Annotated in this window: 19 protein-coding genes; 12 read left to right on the top strand and 7 right to left on the bottom strand. The window is 64.0% G+C overall.

Annotated elements, in window-relative coordinates; all coding sequences use genetic code 11:
• Positions 1 to 2 precede the first annotated feature (2 nt).
• The 7 genes from BUB23_RS18745 to BUB23_RS18715 all read left to right on the top strand — a co-directional run bounded on the left by BUB23_RS18745 (position 3) and on the right by BUB23_RS18715 (position 7,545).
• Positions 3 to 779, top strand: a complete 777-nt coding sequence (locus tag BUB23_RS18745; protein WP_073106121.1) for a peptidylprolyl isomerase — start codon at positions 3 to 5, stop codon at positions 777 to 779.
• A 306-nt stretch (positions 780 to 1,085) separates the two neighbouring features.
• Entirely contained in the window at positions 1,086 to 1,727 is a 642-nt protein-coding gene (locus tag BUB23_RS18740; RefSeq protein WP_073106057.1) for an isochorismatase family protein, read from the top strand.
• A 102-nt stretch (positions 1,728 to 1,829) separates the two neighbouring features.
• On the top strand, positions 1,830 to 2,834 hold the full coding sequence (gene dctP, locus BUB23_RS18735) for a TRAP transporter substrate-binding protein DctP (RefSeq protein WP_073106055.1): 1,005 nt from the start codon (positions 1,830 to 1,832) through the stop codon (positions 2,832 to 2,834).
• A 54-nt stretch (positions 2,835 to 2,888) separates the two neighbouring features.
• Positions 2,889 to 3,404, top strand: a complete 516-nt coding sequence (locus tag BUB23_RS18730) for a TRAP transporter small permease (protein WP_073106052.1) — start codon at positions 2,889 to 2,891, stop codon at positions 3,402 to 3,404.
• Between the two features lie 4 nt (positions 3,405 to 3,408).
• Complete coding sequence (locus BUB23_RS18725; RefSeq protein WP_073106049.1) at positions 3,409 to 4,707, top strand: TRAP transporter large permease; 1,299 nt, start codon at positions 3,409 to 3,411, stop codon at positions 4,705 to 4,707.
• The gene (locus BUB23_RS18720; RefSeq protein ID WP_073106047.1) at positions 4,707 to 6,659 is read left to right on the top strand and encodes an aconitate hydratase; all 1,953 of its coding nucleotides are present in this window, start codon (positions 4,707 to 4,709) and stop codon (positions 6,657 to 6,659) included. The genes BUB23_RS18725 and BUB23_RS18720 overlap by 1 nt, the downstream gene beginning before the upstream one ends.
• Before the next feature lie 4 nt (positions 6,660 to 6,663).
• The gene (locus BUB23_RS18715) at positions 6,664 to 7,545 is read left to right on the top strand and encodes a LysR substrate-binding domain-containing protein (RefSeq protein WP_073106045.1); all 882 of its coding nucleotides are present in this window, start codon (positions 6,664 to 6,666) and stop codon (positions 7,543 to 7,545) included.
• A 10-nt stretch (positions 7,546 to 7,555) separates the two neighbouring features.
• Here BUB23_RS18715 and ligA read toward each other — a convergent pair whose 3' ends face one another.
• Genes ligA through smc form a run of 3 tightly spaced genes read right to left on the bottom strand, consistent with a single transcriptional unit; the run spans position 7,556 to position 14,235 of the window.
• Entirely contained in the window at positions 7,556 to 9,649 is a 2,094-nt protein-coding gene (ligA, locus tag BUB23_RS18710; protein ID WP_073106043.1) for an NAD-dependent DNA ligase LigA, read from the bottom strand.
• A complete protein-coding gene (locus BUB23_RS18705) occupies positions 9,646 to 10,668 on the bottom strand; it encodes a cell division protein ZipA C-terminal FtsZ-binding domain-containing protein (RefSeq protein ID WP_073106041.1) in 1,023 nt (340 codons plus the stop codon). Before BUB23_RS18705 ends, ligA begins: the two co-directional genes overlap by 4 nt.
• A gap of 42 nt (positions 10,669 to 10,710) precedes the next feature.
• Entirely contained in the window at positions 10,711 to 14,235 is a 3,525-nt protein-coding gene (smc, locus tag BUB23_RS18700) for a chromosome segregation protein SMC (protein WP_073106039.1), read from the bottom strand.
• Between the two features lie 258 nt (positions 14,236 to 14,493).
• Between smc and lplT the strand changes: the two genes are divergently transcribed.
• Complete coding sequence (lplT, locus tag BUB23_RS18695) at positions 14,494 to 15,810, top strand: lysophospholipid transporter LplT (protein ID WP_073106036.1); 1,317 nt, start codon at positions 14,494 to 14,496, stop codon at positions 15,808 to 15,810.
• Positions 15,811 to 15,854: 44 nt separating this feature from the next.
• Here the strand turns inward: lplT and BUB23_RS18690 are convergent, their stop codons facing one another.
• Positions 15,855 to 16,751, bottom strand: coding sequence for a uracil-DNA glycosylase (locus BUB23_RS18690; RefSeq protein ID WP_143161041.1), 897 nt, complete (start codon positions 16,749 to 16,751; stop codon positions 15,855 to 15,857).
• Between the two features lie 8 nt (positions 16,752 to 16,759).
• On the bottom strand, positions 16,760 to 18,004 hold the full coding sequence (tsaB, locus tag BUB23_RS18685) for a tRNA (adenosine(37)-N6)-threonylcarbamoyltransferase complex dimerization subunit type 1 TsaB (protein WP_073106030.1): 1,245 nt from the start codon (positions 18,002 to 18,004) through the stop codon (positions 16,760 to 16,762).
• A gap of 258 nt (positions 18,005 to 18,262) precedes the next feature.
• On the opposite strand from tsaB, the gene ompR reads away from it, so the two are divergent.
• The 4 genes from ompR to BUB23_RS18665 all read left to right on the top strand — a co-directional run bounded on the left by ompR (position 18,263) and on the right by BUB23_RS18665 (position 21,643).
• A complete protein-coding gene (gene ompR / locus BUB23_RS18680) occupies positions 18,263 to 18,997 on the top strand; it encodes an osmolarity response regulator transcription factor OmpR (protein ID WP_073106027.1) in 735 nt (244 codons plus the stop codon).
• Positions 18,998 to 19,030: 33 nt separating this feature from the next.
• Positions 19,031 to 20,428, top strand: a complete 1,398-nt coding sequence (locus BUB23_RS18675) for a sensor histidine kinase (protein WP_073106025.1) — start codon at positions 19,031 to 19,033, stop codon at positions 20,426 to 20,428.
• A gap of 75 nt (positions 20,429 to 20,503) precedes the next feature.
• The gene (locus BUB23_RS18670; RefSeq protein WP_073106023.1) at positions 20,504 to 21,052 is read left to right on the top strand and encodes a peroxiredoxin; all 549 of its coding nucleotides are present in this window, start codon (positions 20,504 to 20,506) and stop codon (positions 21,050 to 21,052) included.
• 72 nt (positions 21,053 to 21,124) lie between these two features.
• Positions 21,125 to 21,643 carry a carboxymuconolactone decarboxylase family protein gene (locus BUB23_RS18665; RefSeq protein WP_073106020.1) on the top strand — a complete coding sequence of 173 codons (519 nt, stop codon included), beginning with the start codon at positions 21,125 to 21,127 and terminating at the stop codon, positions 21,641 to 21,643.
• Between the two features lie 13 nt (positions 21,644 to 21,656).
• Here BUB23_RS18665 and ispF read toward each other — a convergent pair whose 3' ends face one another.
• The gene (ispF, locus tag BUB23_RS18660; RefSeq protein ID WP_073106017.1) at positions 21,657 to 22,142 is read right to left on the bottom strand and encodes a 2-C-methyl-D-erythritol 2,4-cyclodiphosphate synthase; all 486 of its coding nucleotides are present in this window, start codon (positions 22,140 to 22,142) and stop codon (positions 21,657 to 21,659) included.
• On the bottom strand, positions 22,139 to 22,906 hold the full coding sequence (locus tag BUB23_RS18655; RefSeq protein ID WP_073106014.1) for an IspD/TarI family cytidylyltransferase: 768 nt from the start codon (positions 22,904 to 22,906) through the stop codon (positions 22,139 to 22,141). The genes ispF and BUB23_RS18655 overlap by 4 nt, the downstream gene beginning before the upstream one ends.
• Positions 22,907 to 22,916: the final 10 nt, after the last annotated feature.

Here is a 22,916-nt window from a genome sequence, read left to right as displayed (position 1 = left end):
AACTGAAACGACTCGCCGTTTTTGCAGCCGCCTGCGCCATAGCCGTGCCGGCCTTTGCGCAAACCATCGCCACCGTCAATGGCACGGCCATTACCCAAGCGAAACTGGACCAGTTCGTCGCTTTGCTGGTCAGCCAGGGCGCGCAGGACACGCCCGAGCTGCGCACCCAGGTCAAGCAGGAAATGGTCAACCGCCTGGTCGCGGTGCAGGCCGCTGAAAAGGCCGGCATAGACAAGCAGCCGGCCGTCACGCAGGAAGTCGAACTGGCCCGCCAGGGCATACTGGTTCGCGCCCTGATGGCCGACTACCTGAAGAAGAATCCGGTCACCGACGCCAAGATCCAGGCCGAATACGACAAGATCAAGAGCGAACAGTCCGGCAAGCAGGAATACAAGCTGCGCCATATCCTGGTCAAGGATCAGAAAGCGGCCGATGACCTGACCGCTTCGATCAAGAGCAAAAAAGTCACATTCGAAGCGGCGGCCAAGAAAAACTCGATGGACCCCGGCAGCGGCAAGAACGGCGGCGATCTGGGCTGGGGCCCGGCAAGCAACTATGTGCCGGAATTTGCGAAGGCCGTCGAAGGCCTCAAGAAGGGCGAAATGACCAGCAAGCCGGTCCAGACCCAGTTCGGCTGGCACATCATCCAGGTCGAGGACAGCCGCGCCGTGAAGTTCCCCGAGTTGGCCGAAGTCAAGCCGCAAATCGAGGAAATGCTGCGCCAGCAACAGCTCGCCGAATACCAGCAAGGCCTGATCAAGGGCGCCGCGATCAAGTAGGAATAAGCCCATAAAGCTGCCGACTCCCCGTCGAGCACTTGTGGCCGGCCCGGTTTAAGTTCCGGGCCGCCTTCTTCAGGCCCCGTCCGGCGGCCTGCCCGCAATCCGCGCGGGCATTCCCCATCGCATCCCCATCCCCAGGCATCGGCCCATGCCGTCCGCCGCATACTGCGCCGCATCCCGCGCCGGCCGGGCGGGCCGCGCGCATTCATACGGAAAAGCATATCAATTGAGACCAAAACGATATTGGAGGATATCGGAAATTCTCTTCATAATAAAAAATATCAATAAAGAAGGAGACAATTCGTGAAAGATCAAGCCAATGTGCTCAGTGGATTCAACGGGGTGCTCGCACCCGGGGTCAAGCCGGCATTGCTGGTCATCGACTTTCAACGGGGCTTTACCGAAGCCGGCGTCAGCCCGCTGGCCTCGGACTGCTCGGCCGCCATTGCGTCCACCAACCGGCTTATTGCCGCGTTGCGGGAAACAGGGCCTGTCATCTTCACGGTCGTCGGCTATAGCGCGAACTACGCCGACATAGGCTGCTGGATGCAAAAATGCCAATCGCTGTCGACCCTGGTGCGCGGGACTGCCGCGTGCGAACTCGACCCCAGGCTGGATTTCGATGCCCAACGCGATCTGATCCTGCACAAAACGCAGGCATCGGCGTTTTTCGGCACCGCGCTGCCGGGAATTCTGGCCGCGGCGCATTGCGACATGCTGGTCGTCGCCGGCTGCACGACCAGCGGCTGCGTGCGCGCCAGCGTGGTGGATGCCATGCAGTACGGCTTTCCCCCTTTCGTGGTGCGCGATTGCGTCACCGACCGTTCCGCGGCTCAGCATGAAAGCAATCTGATCGACATGTCCAGCAAGTATGCCGAAGTGGTCGCTATCGACGCCATGCTGGCTGAACTCGGCTCGATCGCCGGCCAGCAGCTGCCGGCATAGTTTCAAACCTCAAGAAGCTCGAAATTGCGGGGCTCGATCCGGGCCCCGCGGGGGACTGTCACCCTTTTATTCCAAGACAGAAACTACCGGGAGGAACACCGCATGAAGCAACCATGGTTATTCGCCACAGCCCTCGCCCTGTGTATGGGCTGGGGAACCGCCGCCAGCGCGGAAAAGCCGATAGAACTGACCTTCTCCACATACCTGCCGCCAGCGTATGAATATGTATGGAAGCCCATCGAACATTTCGTCGATACCGTTCATAAAGAAAGCAATGGACGCGTGCGGATCAAGGTGTTCCATTCCGGACAATTGTTCGACGGCTATGAGGAATTGCCCGCGCTGTCGCGCGGCGATGTCGACATAGTCAATATGACCGGGACGTATCTGAGCGGCACCCTGCCGGCGACGAACATCTTCACCCTGCCATTCCTGTTCCAGGATGTGCCGCATCTGCAGCGCGCGCTGGAGGCGGGGCTGCTCGACCTGGGCATCACCAAAGAGCTCGCGACGCAGCACGACGCCATCGTCCTGGGCGTCGCGCCATTCGACCCTTATGAATTTTATTCGCGCCGCAATCCCATCCTGTCGGCGGACGACTTCAAAGGCAAGGTGTGGGCGACTACCGGAGCGGTCGATGCGCGCGCCATCCAGTTGCTGGGCGGGTCGCCTACCGGCATGCCTTCTTCCGAACTGTACCTGGCATTCGACCGCGGCGTGATCGATGGCACGCCCCGCCCCCTGCTGACCGGAATCGGGCGCAGCCTGTTCGAAGTGACCAAGCACCTGTCCCTGGCCAACTTCGGCGTCGATACCTCGATACTTTCCATCAATCGCAAGAAGTGGGAATCGCTGCCGCCGGACATCCAGGAGATCTTGAAAAAGGCGGCGAAACAGCGCGACGATGACCAGTTTGCGCGGGTCGCCGCCTTCGTCAAGGAAGCCGTCGCCACCTACGAGGCCAAGGGCGTGAAAGTTCACCGCATAGAGGGGAAAAACCTGCAGGCCATGCGCGACGCGACCGCCGGCAGCATTACCGAATGGGCGGCCCAGGTGCCGGATGGCAATCGGTATCTGGAAATCATCGAGAAAACCAAAAACCAATAATGGCTTTGCCCGCAGCGGCGGCGCCGTTGCGGGTCCCATACCCGCGGAGACATCATGCGCCCTTTTTTCCACCGGATCGGCCGGATCGCCAGCGGCGTCAACCACGCCGCCGTTACCGTATCCGAATTCGCTTTGCTCGTGCTCATGCTGATAACGGCCTATGCAGTCATAGCACGATATGTGTTCCACAGTCCCAGCATTTTTGCGGTGGAAATCAGCACCTATGTGCTTTTACTGGTTGCCTGGGCGTCTGTCGGCTGGGTGCATAAAGTCGACCGGCACGTCAGCATGGAGGCGCTCAACCTGCGCCTGACCGGCCGCTGGAAGAAAACGGCCGACGCCATTTCCGAACTGACCATCCTGGTTTTTTGCGCCGTCCTGATCTGGGCCGGATCGAATGTGATGATCACCGCCTTCGAGCGCAATTATCGTTCCGCCTCGCTATTGAAATTCCCCGTATGGATAGCGTACAGCCTGATACCCATAGGCGGCATTCTTTTGGGCCTGGTGGCGCTGAGCCGCTTCAAGCGCATCGTCCTGCCCTCATCCGATACCTCGCCCAAGGAATAACAACGTGGACCCGATACTCATCTTCTCGCTGATACTGGCCCTGTTCGCCGTGCTGCTGGCGATAGGAGTCCCCATTTTTGCATCGCTGGGAGTCTCCAGCATTCTGGGCATGTACCTGCACGGCGGCGTCACCGCCCTCAACGTCATTCCTTCCATCCTGCACAAGGGCTTGTCCAGCTATTCTCTGATTTGCATACCGCTGTTCATACTGATGGGCGAGGTCATGGCGCGCACCAGCATAGGCGGCAGGCTCTACAACCTGTTCTATCTGTGGCTCAATCGCCTGCCCGGCAGCCTGGCGATCGCCAGCGTGGGAAGCGCGGCGGTTTTCGGCGCCATGAGCGGCGTCAGCGTGGCGGGCGCGGCCACCATCGGCCGCTTCGCCATACCCGAAATGCTCAAACGCCGCTACGACCCCGGCCTGGCCGGAGGATCCGTCGCGGCCGCCGGGTCGCTGGCCTTGCTGATTCCGCCCAGCATAGGATTCGTGCTTTACGGCGAAATGGCTGACCAGTCCATAGGCAAATTATTCACGGCGGCCATTTTTCCCGGCATATTGCTGACCGGGCTGATGATGCTTTACCTGTATGTGACGATACACTTGCGCCCCCATCTGGCGCCGCGGGAAACAGGCAAGGTGGCATGGAAAGACCGGCTGCGCGCCCTTGCGGATGTCTGGGCCGCCATCCTGCTCATATTGCTGGTGCTGGGCACCATCTATCTTGGCATCGCCACGCCGACCGAGGCATCGGGAATCGGGGCGCTGGGCGCATTCATGGTCGCCGCGGGCTACAAGGAACTGAACCTGGCGACCACCCTGGAAATATTCCGCTCGACGATAGTCACCAGCGGCATGATATTGCTTATTCTCATCGCGGCGCTGCTGTTCGGCTACATCATGACGCGCCTCATGATTCCGCAGATGCTGATCACATGGATAGCGGATATCTCGCAGCCGGCGTGGATCATTCTTCTGCTGGTCCTGGTATTCCTGCTGATCGTCGGCATGTTCCTGGATATCGTCTCCATCATCCTGATTTCCACCCCCATACTCCTGCCGGTCGTCACCGCGCTGGGATTCAGCCCCATCTGGTTCGGGGTGATCATGATCATCACGTGCGAAATGGCCGTCATCACACCGCCGGTCGGGCTGAATCTATACGTCATCAAGGGGATCGCGCCGCAAATATCCCTGAATGACATTATCCGCGGCGCCCTGCCCTTTGTTCTGGTCGAGGCCCTGGCCATCCTGATTCTCACTGTGTTTCCGCAAATAGCGCTCTGGCTGCCCGGACTGATGTAATGGCATACAACTTAAGCACCAAACTCCTGCGCTCCAAACTGATGGATGGCGCGCTGGTTCCCGGCGGCGAAATCGCGCTGCGCATGGACCAGGCGCTGCTTCAGGACGTCCTGGGGACGCTGGTCATGCTCGAGCTGGAAGCGATGGGAATGGATCGCGTAAAAACCGGGATCAGCGTGCAGTACATCGATCATTCGCTGCTGCAGCAAGACCACCTGAATGCCGATACCCACCAGTTTCTGCAAAGCGCGTGCGAGCGCTACGGGATCTGGTACAGCGGGCCGGGCAATGGCATCAGCCATCCCGTCCATATGGAATATTTCGGCATTCCGGGGCAATCCCTCGTCGGCTGCGACAGCCATACCACCGCCGCCGGCTCGCTGGGCATGCTGGCGATAGGCGCGGGCGGCATTGAAGTCGCCCTTGCCATGGCCGGCCAGGCGCTATACATACCCATGCCGAGGATTTTCGGAGTCCGCCTCGAGGGCAGCCTGCCCGACTGGGTCTCCGCCAAGGACATCGCCCTGGAAATGCTGCGGCGCCATGGCGTCACGGGCGGGAAAAACGCCATCATCGAATACTACGGACCGGGACTGGCCTGCCTGTCCGCCATGGACCGCCATGTCCTGGCCAATATGGGGGCCGAACTGGGCGCCACCACAACGGTATTCCCCAGCGACGAAGCGACCCTGCGCTTCCTGCGCGCCCGCGGACGGGAGGATGCCTGGCGGCCATTGCAGCCCGATGCGGGCTGCTCGTATGACTTGCACGACACGATAGAACTGGGCGCGCTGGAGCCGCTGATCGCCCTGCCCTCCAGCCCCGACCGCGTCGTGAAAGTAAAAGAGGCCGCCGGCCAGCCTGTCTACCAGGCCTATATCGGCTCCTCGGGCAACCCGGGCTATCGCGATTTCGCGGTGGTCGCCGCCATGATGCGGGGCCGCCACATCGCCAGCGGCGTTTCCCTGGACATCAATCCGTCGTCGCGCCAGGTGTTGCAGACGCTCAGTGAAAACGGCGATCTGTCCCATCTGATCCAGGCCGGGGCGCGGCTGCACCAGGCGGGCTGCAACGGCTGCATAGGAATGGGGCAGGCGCCGGCCGCCGGGCGCAACAGCCTGCGAACCGTGCCGCGCAATTTCCCGGGCCGCTCGGGCACGCGCGAAGACAGCGTGTTCTTGTGCAGTCCCGAAACCGCGGCGGCATCGGCGCTTCATGGCGTGATTACCGACCCGCGCAGCCTGGACGTACCCTACCCGCGCATCGAGGAGCCCATGCACATCAAGGCCGACAAGCGGCTTTTCAGCCCGCCGCTGCCTTTGGCGGAGGCGCGCCGCAAAACGGTGCTGAAAACCGACAACACGCCATCGCTGCCGCGGCTCGCCGCCCTGCCCGACAGGATAGAAATACCCATCGTGCTGAAAGTCGACGGCAACGTCTCCACCGATGACATCATCCCCGCGGGCGGACGGGTCCTGCCTTACTGGAGCAACGTCTACGAAACCGCCAGATTCGCCTTCGAGCCGCTGGATGCCACCTACTTCCAGCGCGCGTCCGCGCGAGTGGCGCTCGGCGGGCATGCCATCGTCGCGGGCCACAACTACGGCCAGGGCTCCAGCCGCGAAAATGCCGCGCTGGTGCCCGCCGTCCTGGGCCTGCGGGTCGTCCTGGCGCAAAGCTTTGCGCGCATTCACTGGCAAAACCTCATATGCTTTGGCGTGCTGCCGCTTAGCTTTGCGCAGGCTGAACATTACAATGTCCTGGCGCAGGGGGATGTCATCAAAATCGAAAATCTGTATGCGCAACTGGCCGCGGGAAGCGCCATAGAAGCCCGTACGGACAATCCCGGCTGCGCCACCATGAGCCTGCGCCATACGCTGTCGCCGCGGCAAATAGCAATACTGAAAGCGGGCGGAATCATCAACCAGATTCGCGACTCGCGCAGCGGCTGATACCGTGAATCTGCGTCAGCTGCGCTATTTCGTCGTTGTCGCCGAAGAACTGAGCTTCACCCGGGCGGCCGACCGCCTGCATATTTCGCAGCCGCCACTGAGCCAGCAGATCGCGCTGCTGGAGGAAGAACTCGGCGTAAAGCTGTTCACCCGTTCGAACCGCAGGGTGGAGCTCACTGAACCGGGCCGGGTATTCCTGCTCGATATGCGCTCCACGCTCAATCACATCAAGAACGCCACCGTGCGCGTGCGGGCTATCGAACAAGGCCTGGCGGGGCGCATTGAAGTGGGATTGTCGAGCTCGCACTTCCTGGGTCCATTGCCAAGGCTGATTTTCAAGTATTCGCGCACGCATCCCGGCGTGGCGGTGGCGCTGAATGAAATGCGCCCGGTCGACCAGATCGAGGCGCTGCTGGAGCGGCGCGTCGACATCTGCATATCGCGCTCGCCGGTCGACGACCTGCTGCTGTGCAGCCTGCCGCTATGGAAGGACCCCGCGGTGGTGGCATTGCCGTTGGGGCACAGGCTCGCCGAACGCCGCGAATTGAAAATCGCCGACCTGAAGAAAGAAAATTTCGTCCTGCTGCGGCGCGAGGGCTCGCCCTTTGCCCAACACATCCATGAGCGCTTCGCCGTAGCGGGCTTCCTGCCCAATATCGTGCAAACCGTCGAAGAAATCCCCGCGCAACTGTACCTGGTGGCCGCCGGCCTGGGCATCGCCATCGTCCCGCAATCCACGCGCGCCCGCATACCTGGCATCGCGTCGTGCAGATTGACCGAAATCATCATGAAGACCGATGTATATGGCGTGATACGAAAGGATAATCAAAAGAAAGCGCTGGACGCCTTTCTAAAGGAGGCGCGGCAACTCAAGGGCGATGAATGACATACCGCAGTCACATGCCCAGCAATGCCTTGAGGCCGTCTTCATCGAGAACCGGCACGCCCAGCTCCCGGGCCTTGGCCAGCTTGCTGCCCGCCTCCTCGCCCGCCACCACGTAGGCGGTTTTCTTCGAGACCGAAGCGCTGACCTTGCCGCCCGCCGCCAGGATATGGCGCGTGGCGTCGTCCCGCGTCCAGGTGGGCATGGTGCCGGTCAGCACCAGCGTCCTGCCCGCCAGGCGCTGGCCGCCGCCGGCCAGCGCCGCCGGCGCCCTGGCGTGCACGCCGGCGGCGGCCAGCGCGGCAATGATCTCGCGATTGTGGGCTTCGGCGAAGAAGCGGATGATGGACCCGGCCACCACCGGCCCCACGTCATTGACCTTGAGCAGTTCGGTTTCATCGGCCTGCATCACCGCCTCGACCGAGCCGAAATGCCGGGCCAGGTCGCGCGCCGTGGTCTCGCCCACGTGCCGGATACCCAAGGCATACAGCAAGCGGCCAAGCTCGGGCGTGCGCGCCTGCTCCAGCGCCGCCATCAGGTTCTCGGCGGACTTGCGCGCCATCCGCTGGTAGCTGGCAAGCTCGAGCGCGTTCAGCGTGAACAGGTCGGCCAGCGACTTGACGCGGCCGCTCTCGACCAGTTGATCCACCAGCTTCTCGCCCAGGCCCTCGATGTCCAGCGCCTTGCGCCCCGCCGCGTGGGCAATGCTTTGCTTGCGCTGCGCCGCGCAGAACAGGCCGCCGGTGCAGCGCGATATGGCTTCGTCTTCCAGGCGTTCGACGGCCGACCCGCAAACCGGACAGGTCCGCGGCGTGACGAACAGCGATGTGCCTTCCGGCCGCAAGTCCAGCACCGGCCCGACCACCTCGGGGATCACGTCGCCGGCGCGGCGCACGATAACCGTGTCGCCCACGCGCACATCCTTGCGGCGGATTTCATCTTCGTTGTGCAGGGTGGCATTGGTCACCGTCACGCCGCCCACGAAAACAGGCTTGAGCCGCGCCACCGGCGTGATCGCGCCGGTGCGTCCGACCTGGACCTCTATGCCCACCAGCGTGGTGGTCTCTTCCTGGGCCGGGAACTTGTGCGCGAGGGCAAAGCGCGGCGCGCGGGCCACATAGCCCAGAACCTCCTGGGCCGCCAGCGAGTTCACTTTGTAGACCACGCCATCGATGTCGAAGGGCAATTGCGCCCGCGCGCCGCCGGTCTCGGCATAGAACGCCAACAGGCCCTCCGCGCCTTTGACCACCTTGCGCACGCCATTGACGGGCAGCCCGAACTGCTCGAACCAGTCCAGCATTTGCGCGTGGGTCGGGCGCGGCATGGAAGCCTGCCCGGCTTCCTGCCGGAACTGTTCGGTCTGGCCGTCGTGGCGGATGCGGATCTCGCCCCAGCCATAAGCGAAAAACCGCAAGGGCCGGGTCGCCGTGATGCGCGGATCCAGCTGCCGCAGGCTGCCCGCGGCGGCATTGCGCGGGTTGACGAATATTTTCTCGCGGCGGCGCTGCTGGGCCTGGTTCAGGCTGTCGAAATCGCTCCGGTTCATCAGCACCTCGCCGCGAACCTCGAGCACCTCGGGGAAATCGCCGACCAGTTGCAAAGGCACGGAGCGCAGGGTACGTATATTGCCCGTGATGTCCTCGCCGGTCTGGCCGTCGCCCCGGGTCGCCGCCTGCGCCAGGCGCCCCTGTTCATAGCGCAGGCTCACCGCCAGGCCGTCGAACTTGAGTTCGGCCACATATTCGACCTGCCCGTCGGCGGCGGCCATGCCGGCGTCGCGCAGGGTGTCGCCCACCCGCTTGTCGAAGGCGAGCACATCCTCGGGGTTGAAGGCATTGCCCAGGGAACGCATGGGCACCGCATGCCGCACGCTCTTGAAAGCCGGCAGCGGGCCCGCCCCGACGCGCTGCGTCGGCGATTCAGGGGTGATCAAGTCAGGATGGGACTCTTCCAGAGCCATCAGCTCTTTCATCAGCCGGTCGTATTCGGCGTCTGAAATGACCGGCGCATCCTGCACATAATAAAGACGATTGTGCCGGGCGATTTCGGCGCGCAGGCTGTCGAGTCTTTGCGCTACCGATGTGCCCTTTGAACCGCTGGCGCTCACGAAAATACCCTTACCGTCCGTTCGGTGCCGGCGACGAAGCCGGCCTGTTCAAGCCGCGCGTACAGCTCGAGCAGTTTCTGGTCTATGGCGTGATCGGTGCCGTCGGACACCGGGCGCCCCTGGTCGTCCAGCAGCACGGCGTTCAAGCGGCCGGCCAGGTCGCGGCCGACGCTGGCCATGCGGCTGAAGGCCTGCTCGTCGGCCGGGCTATTGGGCAGATCCAGCAGCAAGTCTATGCGATCCACTCCCGCCGACTGCACCTCTTGCGCATGAACGCCATCGAACAGCACCGTGAACCGCGGAATGCCGGTATCGGCCATCCACGCCAACTGGCTGCCGTAGGGCAGGAAGCCGACGTCCTTGAGCACCCGGCTGATGTCGCCCACGGGCTGCGTGCCCTGCAAGCGCAGCGTCAGGCCGACCTGCGCATCCAGGCTGGCGCAGAGCGCATCGAGCTGCGCGGCGCGGCGCATGACCTGTTCCTGTTCGGGCGCCTCGATCGCGCCGTCGAAGCGTTCCGCCAGGCGCTGCGCCATGGACCACAAATGCGACCATTCGATATCGGTAAGCGGCCCGCTGCGGTTGGCCAGCAGCACCGACAACTGCATCGACACATAGTGTTCATGGGGGCGAAGCCGCGCGCGATGGCCGCCCCCGTCGCGTTCCGCGAAGATGCGCACCGGCTTGTCGCCGGCCTTGTGGACAGCCTGCACGGCGCTCTGCAATTGCGCGCTGGCGACCGGCTGGGCGAAGCTGATGTCGATGACGACTTCGGAGGTCGGGTCCACTTCGGCGGGGTCGTCCTCGGCCAGTTCCTCGACCGGCTCGCGCAGGCCGAAGCCCGGTTCGCGCCGCCCGGTGGCGACCGGCGCGCCGCCCATCAGGGGGTCCTGCTCGCGCTCGGGAAAATGCTCCTGCATTTTCTGCCGTATGCGCATGTCCTGCCACCAATTGAACAGGAGCACGATCAGGATCAATACAACGCCCAGGAGAATCAAACCGATTTGCAAGTCACTCATTGTCAGTCCGCCGTATCACCAAATGTTTATGCATGCCCGCCATCAGATTTCAGCCAGCTGCAGGGCCGAATCGATATCCACCGCCACGATGCGCGATACGCCCTGCTCCTGCATGGTAACGCCTACCAGCTGCTTGGCCATCTGCATGGCGATCTTATTGTGCGAAATGAACAGGAACTGCGTCTGTTCGCTCATGTTGCTGACCAGATTGGCGTAGCGCTCGGTATTGGCGTCATCGAGCGGCGCATCGACTTCATCGAGCAGGCAGAAAGGAGCCGGATTCAGCTTGAACAAGGCGAACACCAGCGCCGTGGCGGTAAGCGCCTTTTCTCCGCCCGACAGCAGGTGTATGGTGCTGTTGCGCTTGCCCGGAGGCTGGGCCATGACCTGCACCCCGGCGTCGAGGATTTCATCGCCGGTGACCGTGAGGCGGGCTTCGCCGCCGCCGAAAAGGCGCGGGAACAATTCGCCGAAATGGCCGTTGACCTTGTCGAAGGTATCCTGGAGCAGGTCGCGCGTTTCGCGGTCTATCTTGCGAATGGCGTCTTCCAGGGTTTCGATCGCGGAGGTCAGGTCCTGGTGCTGCGCATCCAGGAAGCTCTTGCGCTCGCGCGAGGTATTCAATTCATCGAGCGCCGCCAGGTTGACCGGGCCCAGGCCCTCGACCACGCGCGAAATCCTTTGCACCTCGGATTGCAGCCAGGCGGTCCGCTGCCATTCTTGCGGCCATTGCGCCAGTAGCTCGCGCAATGCCGCGCGGTCGACCTGCTGCGCATCCAGCTGTTCGGCGAACTGCTCGACGGCCAGGCGGGCCGCCTGCTCCTGCAGCTGCAGTTCCATGATGCGGGCGCGGCGCGGCTCCAGCGAGCGCTCCAGCGTCAGGCGCTCTTCATCGGCGCCGCGCAGCAGGGCGGCCAGATTGTCCAGTTCGATGCGCGCCAGGTTGAGGGCTTCTTCGCGCTCGGCCCGCAATTCCAGGGCGTCCTGCAGCCCCGCCTGCGAAGCCGAGGCGTCCAGCTCGAACAGTTCGCCCTGCAAACCGTCGAGTTCGGCGCCCGCGCGCCTGGCCTGGTCGGCGGCCAGCTGCAGATTGCGCTTGAGATCGGCGATGCGTGTCTGCAGGGCGCGCTCCGCGTATTCGGATTCATGCACGGCGCGTTCGAGATCGCGCAGGTGCTGGCGCGCCTTGTCGGCCTGCAGGGCGAGGTCCTCGCCGGAGATCTCGGCATCGGAAAAAAGCGTCTGATGTTCGCCCAATTGCATATCCAGCGCTTCGAAGCGCGCTTCGGCCTCTTCCTTGCCGGCCAGCAGCTCTTCGCCATGCAGCGCGATTTCGGCGAGGTCTTCGCGGATGCGCGCGGCGCGCTCGCCGGATTGCTCGGCCTGCTGCTGCAGCCGGGAATGCTCCAGTTGCACGTCATGCAGGCGCCTGGTCAGCTCGGACACCCGCTGGCGGGCCGGGGCCAGGGCCTGGGATACCTGCTGCCACGCGCTTTCGGCGCGGCTTACCGCCGCCAGCGCCTGGTCGGCGACCAATTGCCGCCCTTTCAGGTCGCGCTTCAGGTTCTCGATTTCCTGCTGGCGGGCCAGCAGGCCGGATTGCTCGGAGTCGGCGGCATAGAAGCGCACGCTGTGCGCATCCACCATATGCCCTTCCTTGACCACATAGAGGCCGCCCGGCGGGAGTCCGGCCCGCAAGGACAAGGCCTTGGCGATATCGGCGCAGACGTATACATCGCGCAGCCAGTCGTTCAGCAGAGTGCGCAGGTCGGGATCGGTCAGGCGCAGCAGGGCGGCCAAGGGCTCGAAACCCGCCGGCGGCGGACTGGCGGCGGCCGCCGGCGGCACCTGGTAGAACGCCAGGCGCGCCGGCGGGGCATCGCCGGCGAACGCCCGGGCATGTTCGAGCTGGCGCACTTCGAGGCCGGCCATGCGTTCACGCAGCACGGCTTCAAGCGCCGTTTCCCAGCCCTCCTCGATATGCAGCTTTTGCCACAAGCGGCCCAGGCGCGATAATTCATGGCGCGCCAGCCAGGGTTCGAGGGCCCCCTGCTTCTGCACATCGTCCTGCAGCTTGCTCAAGGCGGCGAGGCGCGCATCCAGCCGCGCCACCGCCTGCGACTCTTCCTGCGAAGCCGCCTGCGCCTTGCGGCGCTGCTCATCCAGTTCCGGCAGCCGGTCCTCGAGTTCGATCAGCTGGCCCTGAGCCTCCTGCAACTGTTCCTGCATCGCGGCGCTATCGCCGGCAAGGCGGGCGATGTTTTCGGGATCGGGCGCATTCAGGCTGCGCAGTTCCTGGTCCAGCCGCTCTTTGCGCAGCTCGAGGGCCTGCATCTGGCGGTCGGCGTCGCGCTGGGTCTGGGCCGCCAGCGCCAGTTCCTGTTCGACGCGGGCAAGCACGCCGCGCATTTCGTCGCGCGAGGCCGCGGCCAGCCTCACCTGGCTTTCGATATCGGGCAGGCGTGCCTGGGCGTCTTCGGCGGTGGCGCGGAATTCTTCGGTGCGCGCGGCGGCGGCTTCGAGGTCGGCCTCGGCCTGGGCGATCTGCTCGGTGCAATGGGCCTGCTGGTCGCCCCATTCCTGCAACTGCCCCTGCAACTGCGTGCGCCGCGCCTGCAGGCGGTTGCGCGAATCCACCACGTGGCGGATCTCGGCTTCCAGGCGGCTGACTTGCGCGCCCGCCTCGAACAGCAGGCCCTGGGCCGCGTGCACGGCGTCGCCGGCCGCGTAATGGGCCTGGCGCCGCGATTCCAGGGCCGACTCGCCGGCGCGCAGGCTGGCCGTGGCCGCCTCGAGCTCGGTCTGGGCCTGTTCTATCGCCAGAGACCGGCTTTGCTGTTCCTGCCGGGCGTTGCTTTCCTTCAGCAGCCACAGGGCATGCTGCTTCTGCTCGCCCTCTTCCTGCAGGGCGCGATATTGCTGGGCGACCTGGGCCTGCGCTTCCAGTTTCTCGAGCTGGCTGCCCAGTTCGCGCAAGATGTCTTCGACGCGCAGCAGATTCTCACGGGTGTCGCCCAGACGGCTCTCGGTTTCGCGCCGCCGCTCTTTATAGCGCGACACGCCGGCGGCCTCTTCGAGGAAAACACGCAGTTCTTCAGGCCGCGCCTCGATCAGGCGATTGATCATGCCCTGGCCGATGATGGCGTAGCCGCGCGACCCCAGCCCCGTGCCCAGGAAGATGTCGTGGATATCCCGCCGGCGCACCTGCTGGTTGTTGACGTAGTAGCTGCTGGCGCCATCGCGCGTCAGCACGCGCCTGACGGCGATTTCGGCGTAGGTGCTCCATTGGCCGACCGCGCGGCCATCGGTGTTGTCGAAAACCAGTTCGACCGAGGCCCTGGCCGCGGGCTTGCGATGGCCCGAGCCATTGAAGATGACGTCCTGCATGGACTCGCCGCGCAGTTCCGAAGCCTTGGTTTCGCCCAGCACCCAGCGCACCGCGTCGATGATATTGGACTTGCCGCAGCCATTGGGCCCCACCACGCCGACCAATTGGCTGGGCGTGGGAATCACCGTCGGTTCGACAAAAGATTTGAAACCGGCAAGTTTTATTTGGGTCAGACGCACAATAAGCGAGCAATAGAAAGGGGATGGGGCGACACGCCGACGGCATGGACGCGGCTATCAAAACGGCCCGGAAACCGGGCCTGGAATTCCCGGCTGCAATCTTCTCGTATGATAACGCACCCGCCGGGGGGCCGATGCCCCAAAATAAAACTGCGCTATCATTTTTTGTTTCAGTGCTGCGCCGAAGTTATACTCACTAACATTTTTCGCTATCGGCTTGCTTCGGCTCTCAACTAACCACCCAATCGAGACTTCCCATTGAAAAAAGGCTTTTATCTGGTCATGGTAGCCCAGGCGCTTTCGTCCGTGGCGGACAATGCATTGCTTATAGCCGCCATAGCGCTGATAGCCGATTTGCAGGGGCCCGACTGGATGGCGCCCATGATGAAGTGGTGGTTCGCCCTGGCTTATGTGGCCCTGGCGGCGTTCGTGGGGGCCTTTGCCGACGCCTTCCCGAAAGGCCGGGTCATGTTCATCACCAATGCCATCAAGGTGTGCGGCTGTCTGCTGATGTTCGGCTGTCAAAGCTTCGGGCTGGATCACCCTGAACAGCTGTTCCTGGTGTTCTGCGCCTATACCCTGGTCGGCATCGGCGCGGCGGCCTATTCCCCGGCCAAGTACGGCATTGTCACCGAAATGCTGCCGCCCGAACTTCTGGTCAAGGGCAATAGCTGGATAGAAGGGCTTACGGTGCTGTCCATTATCGTGGGCACGGTCCTGGGCGGCGTGCTGATCAACCCCGCCGTATCCGACGTCTTGCTGGCCCAGCCCTGGATCAGCCATCTGGTGCAGACCCGCACCGAAGCGGCCATCCTGGTCATCGGCGTGGTGTATTTACTGGCCGCCGCCTCCAATTTGCTGATACCGCGCACCAATGTGCGCTATCCCAGGCAGCAAACCAACCCCGTCAAGCTCGTGCGCGACTTCACCGGATACGTACGGATACTGTGGCGCGACAAGATCGGCCAGATATCGCTGGCGGTGACCACCCTGTTCTGGGGCGCGGGCGCCACGCTGCAATTCATCGTCATAGAATGGGGCGCGCGGCACCTGGGCTATCGCCTGGACCAGGCTTCGGTGCTGATGGGCGTGGCGGCCCTGGGAACCGTGGCCGGGTCCATACTGGCCGGCCGCGTGCCGCTCAAGCGCGCCTTGTCGGTCCTGCCCGTGGGCGTGGTCATGGGCTTTGCCGTGATGCTCATGCCTATTGTCCATGAGCGATGGGCGGTCTACAGCGTCCTGCTGCTGATAGGCGGGCTGTCGGGCTTTTTCGTCGTGCCCATGAATGCGCTGCTGCAGCACCGCGGCCATGTACTGCTGTCGGCCGGGCACTCCATTGCCGTGCAGAACTTCAACGAACAATTGAACATCCTGCTGATGCTGGCGCTCTACAGCCTCATGCTGTGGCTGGACCTGCCCATCAATGCCATTATCGTCATCTTCGGCCTGCTGGTCGCCGCCCTGATGCTGATATTCATGCACTGGAACCGCCGCAATCACCGCGCCGACCCGGGCCTGGAACATACCATAGGCCAGCACGGGCATGGCCAGGCCCTCAAGCACAGCGACGCCTAAAACCTCCCCCGCCTAGCGCCGCGGCAACGGCCGCCGCCGCGGCGCTAGGCGGGGGCGATCGAGCGGGCCAGATTCAGGTCCTGCCAGGCATCGGCCTTGTGCTGCGGACGCAATAACAGCGATGCCGGGTGGTAGGTGGCCACCAGGGCGATGTCCTCCCCCGTCTCGCTGCGTATATGGTGCACGCGGCCGCGCAGCTGCTCCAGGTCGGCGTCGCTGCCCAGCAGCGCCTGGGCCGCCAGCTTGCCCAGGACCAGGATGCGGCGCGGTTTCAGCAAGGCAATCTGGCGCTGCAAATAAGGCAGGCAGGCGGCGATTTCCTCGGGCTTGGGCGTGCGATTGCCCAAAGGCCGGCACTTGATCAGATTGGTGAAAAACACCGCGGATTCCGGCAGTACGCCTATCGAAGCCAGCATGGCCTGCAGCAGCAGCCCGGGCTTGCCCTGGAATGGCAGGCCGACCCTGTCGTCGTGCTCGCCCGGCGCTTCGCCCACCACCATCCATTCGGGCGACTGCACGGCGCCCGTGCCGAATACCGCCTGGCTGCGCCCGGCATGCAAGCCGCAAACCTCGCAGGACGCAATATGCGCCTGCAAGGCCTCCCAATCCCGGGGCGCGGCGGCAGGCGGGGCCGATACATCGGCAGCCGGCTTTTTCACGGCGGCCCCGGCCGGCCCGGGCGCGCCAGCTGTCCCCTGCTGTCCCGCCAGCACGGCGGCGGCGCGCACCAGGCCGGGCGCCGCGGGCTGCGCGCCCGCCGCGGGCGTGGGCTTGTCGCCGCGTATCGGCGGGGTGTCACGCTGCCGCGCCGCCGGCCGCCCGGCGGCCTCCGGGAAGGGTCCGGCATCCGCCGCGTAGCGGGCCAGCATGCGTTTGTCCATGCCGATTTCCTGCAGCCAGGCCATCTGCAGCGCGCTAAGCTCGGGCGCCTTCGATTGCATGCCCGCCGTCATAGCGCAGCCAGCCTTTTTTCCATGACACAGGCGTCTTCCCGGGTGTCGTGCGCGGCGGGATAGTAGTCCTTGCGCACGGCCAGGGTCATGAAACCATGGCGGCGATAGAAATTCAGCGCATTTTCGTTCGACGGCCTGACCTCCAGGACGATGGAGGGCAGGCCGCGCGCGCGCGCCTCGCGCTCGCAATGGCGCAGCAGCAAAGTGCCTATGCCTTTTTTCTGGCATGAAGGCGATACCGCGATGACCAGCACATGGGCGACATCGGGCGCGAACATGACCATGCAGAAACCGACAATGCGGCCCGACTGCCGCGCCACCCAGGCCCCGTAGCCGGCCCGCAGGCCATCGGCGAAATTGCCGCGCGTCCATGGAAAAGACTGCACCGACTGCTCGATGGCCACCACGTCGTCAAGGTGCTCGCCAGCCATGTCCTGGATCGACACCGCGAATTCCGCGGCCTTGGGGTTGCCCCCCAGGCCATGCTCGCGCTCCAGCGTGGTGTAGGCCACCTTGTCGCGCACATACAGGGGGGCCGCGAATTCCGGCGCGATGCCGCCGCCGGTATGCCAGCCTATCAGGGCCAGGCGGGCGATGGTTTCCGCATCGGGCCGCAAAGGCGCCCCCAATTCGACCCGGGACTGCGCCAGGCGCAGCCGGGCGAGCGCGGGATAAGCCAGCAAGGCATCGCCGGACAAGCGTACCGGCGGCGCCCCGCCCAGGACGGCCTGCCATCCGGCCAGGGTTTGCTCCAGCCAGTGGCCGACGTGTTCGGCATTCAGCAGCAGCGGCTCCTGGAGCACGCGCCAACCCGAAGCCGCGTCGGCGTCCGCCAGATAGGCCGCCAGATATACCTCGCCCATGCGGGCGTCCTGCACCACCACCGATATCGGCGCCGATGGCGCCGCGGCGGGATGGTCGCGCGCCGCGACGGCCAGCAGGGAAACCACCGGGATGACCGGAATATCCAGAGCGTATGCCATCCCTTGCGCCACCCCGCAGGCTACCCGCAAGCCGGTGAAACCGCCCGGCCCCTGGCCGAAGGCCACGGCCGCCAGTTCGGACCGCCCGATGCCGGCCTGCGCCAGCAAATCGTCCGCCATCGGCAGCAGGCGCTCGGCGTGCTCGCCCGTGGCGTCATGCTCGAGCGTGCGCACCTGCAGCCGGCCGTCCGCCTGGGTCAGCAAAGCCACCCCGCAAAGACTGGACGAGGTCTCGAGCGCTAGAATATGTAGAGTCATGGCGCCATTTTAAACATGCCGCGCAAATCATTGCGCGCGGCAATTGGCTGCGTAAGACATTCGGCGGGCAGACGCCTTAATTCTGCGGGCCTACACTAGTATCGTTCCGGGCTTCTTGAGGCTAGAATACGCAGTTGTTACTTGCCGATATATAAAAGTTTGAGAGCAAATGCCCTGGCGTTTTCTACCAAACACTTAATGTGTAATATCTTGCTACGAGGCCTATACGGGCTAACCCAGCCCTGTTACATTTTCCCCATGAATACACAAAACCAATCTCTATCTCGCAAAATTCTCGTCGTGGACGACGACCCCCGGCTGCGTGACTTGCTGCGCCGGTATTTGTCGGAACAGGGTTTTAATGTTTTCGTAGCCGAAGATGCCAAAGAAATGGGCAAGCTATGGCAGCGCGAGCATTTCGACCTGCTCGTACTGGATCTGATGCTGCCTGGTGAAGATGGGCTTTCCATCTGTCGGCGCCTGCGCGGCGGGCACGACAACACCCCCATCATCATCCTTACCGCCAAGGCGGAAGAAATCGACCGTATCGTGGGCCTCGAAATGGGCGCCGACGACTACCTGTCCAAGCCCTTCAACCCGCGCGAGCTCCTGGCGCGCGTCAATGCCATCTTGCGCCGCCGCGGCACGGAAGAACATCCCGGCGCCCCCAGCCAGGAAAACGAATCCATCGAATTCGGGCCGTACGTGCTGAATCTGTCGACGCGCACGCTTACCCGCAACAACGAACAGGTGCCCATCACCACGGGCGAATTTTCGGTGCTCAAGGTGTTTGCGCGGCATCCGAAAATCCCCCTGTCGCGCGACAAGCTCATGGAACTGGCCCGCGGCCGCGAATACGAAGCTTTCGACCGCAGCCTGGACGTGCAAATCTCGCGTCTGCGCAAGCTGGTGGAACCCAACCCTTCCAAGCCTGTCTTCATCCAGACGGTATGGGGCCTGGGCTATGTATTCGTGCCTGATGGCGGTCATTAAGGCAGGACGGGCGTGACCTGGCAGGGTAAGGTTATGGCCATCCCCGCTCCCAAACAAAGAAAACCCAACAAGTCTCGCTTCCGGCTGGGTCTGTTCAGCCGCTCATTCCTGCTCCTGGCAGGGCTGATGCTGGTCAGCCTGGGCGCGTGGCTGCAGGTTTTCTTCAGCATGGAGGAAGGCCCGCGCGCCACGCAAATGGCGCAGCGCGTCACCACCGCCGTCAGCATTACGCGCTCGGCCCTGGTGTATGCGCCGCGCAGCGTCCGGCCCGCCCTGCTGCTCGACCTCGCCACCAAGGAAAGCCTGCGGGTGCAGCCGCGCGAAAAGACCGACGTCCTCGAGCCCTTGCCCAATTCCAATTACTGGAATCATGTGGCGGCCGAAATCAAGGACAGGCTGGGTCCCGAAACTCATATCATGTGGGCGGTCAACCAGGCGCCGGGCGTCTGGGTCAGTTTTGAAATCAACAATGACCAGTACTGGCTGGTATTCGACCGCGAGCAATTAGGCCTGACTGCGGGCGCCGAATGGTTCGGATGGGGCGCCACCGCCTTGCTGCTGGCCCTCATCGGCGCCGCGGTCAGCGTGCGCTTCGTCAACCGGCCGCTGGCTCAGCTGGCCAAGGTCGCCCAGCAGCTGGCGCGCGGCGAAACGCCTTCGCTGCTGCCCGAAAAAGGCCCGGCCGAGATCCGCGACATGAATATGGCTTTCAACCGCATGGCGCGCGACATCCGCCAGACCGAGGCCGACCGGGAAATCATGCTGGCGGGGATTTCGCACGACCTGCGCACGCCGCTGGCGCGCATGCGCCTCGAAATAGAAATGAGCAATGTCACCGACGAAACCCGCCAGGCCATAGACGAGGACCTCGGCCAGATCGACCACAGCATAGGCCAGCTCATGGAATACGCCCGCCCCGCGGGCGCCGTGCCGGAACAGGGAATAGACGTATCATCCGTGCTGCGCGATCTGTATGAACGCGAGCGCAGCCATACCGAATCGCTGGGCGGGGCGCTCACCGCGTCCATCGAGCCCAACCTGTACGCCAAGATCAGCGCGCACGACCTCAAGCGCATCGTCAGCAACCTTATCGAAAACGCCCGCCGCTACGGGCGCACGCCCGCCGACGACCGCGCCCACATCGAACTGGCCGCCAGGCAGCAGGGCAATATACTGGCCATCGAGGTCAAGGATCACGGCACCGGCATCGCGCCGACCGACATCCAGCGCCTGCTGCGCCCATTCTCGCGCGGCGAATCCGCCCGCACCGGCGTCAGCGGCGCGGGGCTGGGCCTGGCCATCGTGGAACGCCTCCTGGGCCAGGTGGGCGGGCAGCTGGAATTGATATCCCACCCTCCCGGAGGGCTGGTGGCCCGCATCGAAATACCCAAGGTACGGGTTAGGAATTTTCAATTAGACACTGATACCTAATAGCGTAAAATTTGGACATTGGGCGTATGTGTTTCCGTATGCCTGTTTATTCTAGACTTACTCACAGGAGCTCAGATGAAAACAGTAGGCGATAAACTCGAACCCTTCAAAGTTGCCGGCGTCAAGCCCGGATTCAACCACCACGAAGAAAACGGTGTGTCCGCATTCGAAGAGATCACCGAAAGCTCGTTCCCGGGCAAGTGGAAAGTCATCTATTTCTATCCCAAGGATTTCACCTTTGTCTGCCCCACCGAAATCGTCGGTTTCAATGCCCTGGTCCAGGACTTCGAAGACCGCGACGCGATCCTGATGGGCGGCTCGGTCGACAATGAATTCGTCAAGCTGGCGTGGCGCCGCGAGCATCCCGACCTTAGCAAGCTGGGCCATTATCAGTTTGGCGATACCGCCGGCGCCCTGGTCGACCAGCTCGGCGTGCGCGAAAAAAGCGAAGGCGTCGCCCTGCGCGCCACCTTTATTGTCGACCCCGACAACGTCATCCAGCACGTATCGGTCAACAATCTGAATGTCGGGCGCAATCCCGAGGAAATCCTGCGGCTGCTCGACGGCCTGCAAACCGACGAGCTGTGCCCTTGCAACCGCGTGGTAGGCGGCGACACACTCTAGGCCGAACGCGCCGCAAGACCACCAGGCCCGGTTCATCCGGGCTTTCTTCCATCCACCCATAGGTTGACGCACATGGAATTCCTAGCTGCCATCAAGGCCATGATCCCCGACTGGGCCAAGGACATCCGCCTGAACCTGGACGGCACCATTGCCCGTTCATGCCTCAAACCCGAAGACGCGGTGGGCGCGGCGCTGGCGGCAGCCTATGCCGCGCGCAGCCCCGCCCTGGTCATGGCGTTCAAGACGGGCTTGTCCGAGGCCGACGTGACCGGCGTCCTGACGGCCGCCGCGCTCATGGGCATGAACAACACCTATTATCCCTACGTCGAAATGGCCGGCGACCCCCAATTGAAAACCCTGCCGGCGCAACTGCGCATGAACGCCTACGCCACGCACGGCGGCATCGACCAGGCGCGCTTCGAACTCTTCGCCCTGGCCGCGTCCATCGTGGGAAAATGCCATTTCTGCGTCAGCTCGCACTACGGCAACCTGAAGAAGGCCGGATATACCTCCGAACAACTGCGCGACGTGGGCCGCATCGCCTCGGTGGTCAACGCGGCGGCGCTGGTGATCGCCGCCGAAGGCGGGTAGAAAGCCGCAAGCGCTAAGCGGCCGCCAGCAAAGCCACGACCGTCGCGGCTATGCCTTCCTTGCGGCCCAGGTAGCCCAGGCTTTCATTGGTTTTGGCCTTGATGTTGATGTCCCGCCCGGGCACGCCGAGGTCGGCGGCAATATTGGCCACCATCGCGCCGGCGTGCGGGCCTATTTTGGGCGCCTGGGCATGCACGGTCGCGTCGATATTCACCACCCTCCAGCCCGCGCCGCTCACTTTTTGCATGGCCGCCCGCAACAGCATGCGGCTGTCGGCGCCTTTGTAGTCCGGGTCGGTATCCGGAAAATGGCGGCCGATGTCGCCCAGGCCGGCGGCGCCCAGGATGGCGTCGGTTACCGCGTGCAGCAGCACATCGGCATCGGAATGGCCCAGCAGGCCATGCGTGTGCGGGATGGCGACCCCGCCGATGATCAAGGGCCTGCCCTCCACCAGCGCATGCACGTCAAACCCCTGCCCTATGCGGAATGGGAAACTCATAGCCACCTCTCCATCAATTCAAAATCCTCGGGCCAGGTTACCTTGAAATTGCGCGCCGAACCGCGCACCAGGCAAGGCGCATAGCCCGCCAGCTCCATGGCCGAGGCCTCGTCGGTAATCGCCGCGCTGGAGGCGCCGGCCGCCAGCAAGGCATCCCGCAGACGGCCGGCCTGGAACATCTGCGGCGTCTGCGCCAGCCAAAGCCGCTCGCGCGCCACGGAATGCTGGACGAGCGATAGCGGTTCGACGGCCCGCGCCGCCGCCGCGAGCTTTACGGTGTCGGCCACCGGCTGCGCCAGCAGCCCCCCCGAATTCGATAGCCAGCAGCTGTCGATAAGACGCCGCAAGGCATCGGCCGGCAGGCCCGGACGGGCCGCGTCATGGACCAGCACCCAGTCGCCGGCGCCCAGCCCGGCGTCCTGCAGGGCCGCAAGCACGGTCAGGGCGCGGCTGGGCCCGCCGCAGGGCCGCCATACCGTCCGCGGCAGGCCCGCCAATGCCTGTTCCGCCCAGGCGTCATGCGCCGCCACCGCCACCCTGACCTGGGCGATGCGCTCATCGGCCAGCAGCGCCCTGACGGCCCAGCGCAGCATGGGCTCGCCCTTCAGCAGCCGATATTGCTTGGGCATGGACTGCGACCAGGAGCCGCCGTCAGGCGCGCCCGCGAGCGCGGCGCCGGCATCGCCGCCCCGGGCGGAACCGGCCTCCAGGGCTCGCGCGCCGATGCCGGCGGCGGGGACGATTGCAATCAGTTTCTTGTGCATAGGAAAGACA

The organism is Pollutimonas bauzanensis (genome assembly GCF_900129885.1).
GTDB lineage: Bacteria > Pseudomonadota > Gammaproteobacteria > Burkholderiales > Burkholderiaceae_B > Pollutimonas > Pollutimonas bauzanensis.
Note: the sequence above shows the minus strand (reverse complement) of the source record. Positions and strands in the feature narration are given on the sequence as shown.

Coding starts and splice junctions, on each gene's coding strand:
- dctP (WP_073106055.1), top strand. CDS start 1,830: ATGAAGCAACCATGGTTATTCGCCACAGCCCTCGCCCTGTGTATGGGC.
- BUB23_RS18730 (WP_073106052.1), top strand. CDS start 2,889: ATGCGCCCTTTTTTCCACCGGATCGGCCGGATCGCCAGCGGCGTCAAC.
- BUB23_RS18720 (WP_073106047.1), top strand. CDS start 4,707: ATGGCATACAACTTAAGCACCAAACTCCTGCGCTCCAAACTGATGGAT.
- BUB23_RS18705 (WP_073106041.1), bottom strand. CDS start 10,668: ATGAGTGACTTGCAAATCGGTTTGATTCTCCTGGGCGTTGTATTGATC.
- BUB23_RS18690 (WP_143161041.1), bottom strand. CDS start 16,751: ATGCAATCGAAGGCGCCCGAGCTTAGCGCGCTGCAGATGGCCTGGCTG.
- tsaB (WP_073106030.1), bottom strand. CDS start 18,004: ATGACTCTACATATTCTAGCGCTCGAGACCTCGTCCAGTCTTTGCGGG.
- ompR (WP_073106027.1), top strand. CDS start 18,263: ATGAATACACAAAACCAATCTCTATCTCGCAAAATTCTCGTCGTGGAC.
- BUB23_RS18675 (WP_073106025.1), top strand. CDS start 19,031: ATGGCCATCCCCGCTCCCAAACAAAGAAAACCCAACAAGTCTCGCTTC.
- BUB23_RS18670 (WP_073106023.1), top strand. CDS start 20,504: ATGAAAACAGTAGGCGATAAACTCGAACCCTTCAAAGTTGCCGGCGTC.
- BUB23_RS18665 (WP_073106020.1), top strand. CDS start 21,125: ATGGAATTCCTAGCTGCCATCAAGGCCATGATCCCCGACTGGGCCAAG.
- ispF (WP_073106017.1), bottom strand. CDS start 22,142: ATGAGTTTCCCATTCCGCATAGGGCAGGGGTTTGACGTGCATGCGCTG.
- BUB23_RS18655 (WP_073106014.1), bottom strand. CDS start 22,906: ATGCACAAGAAACTGATTGCAATCGTCCCCGCCGCCGGCATCGGCGCG.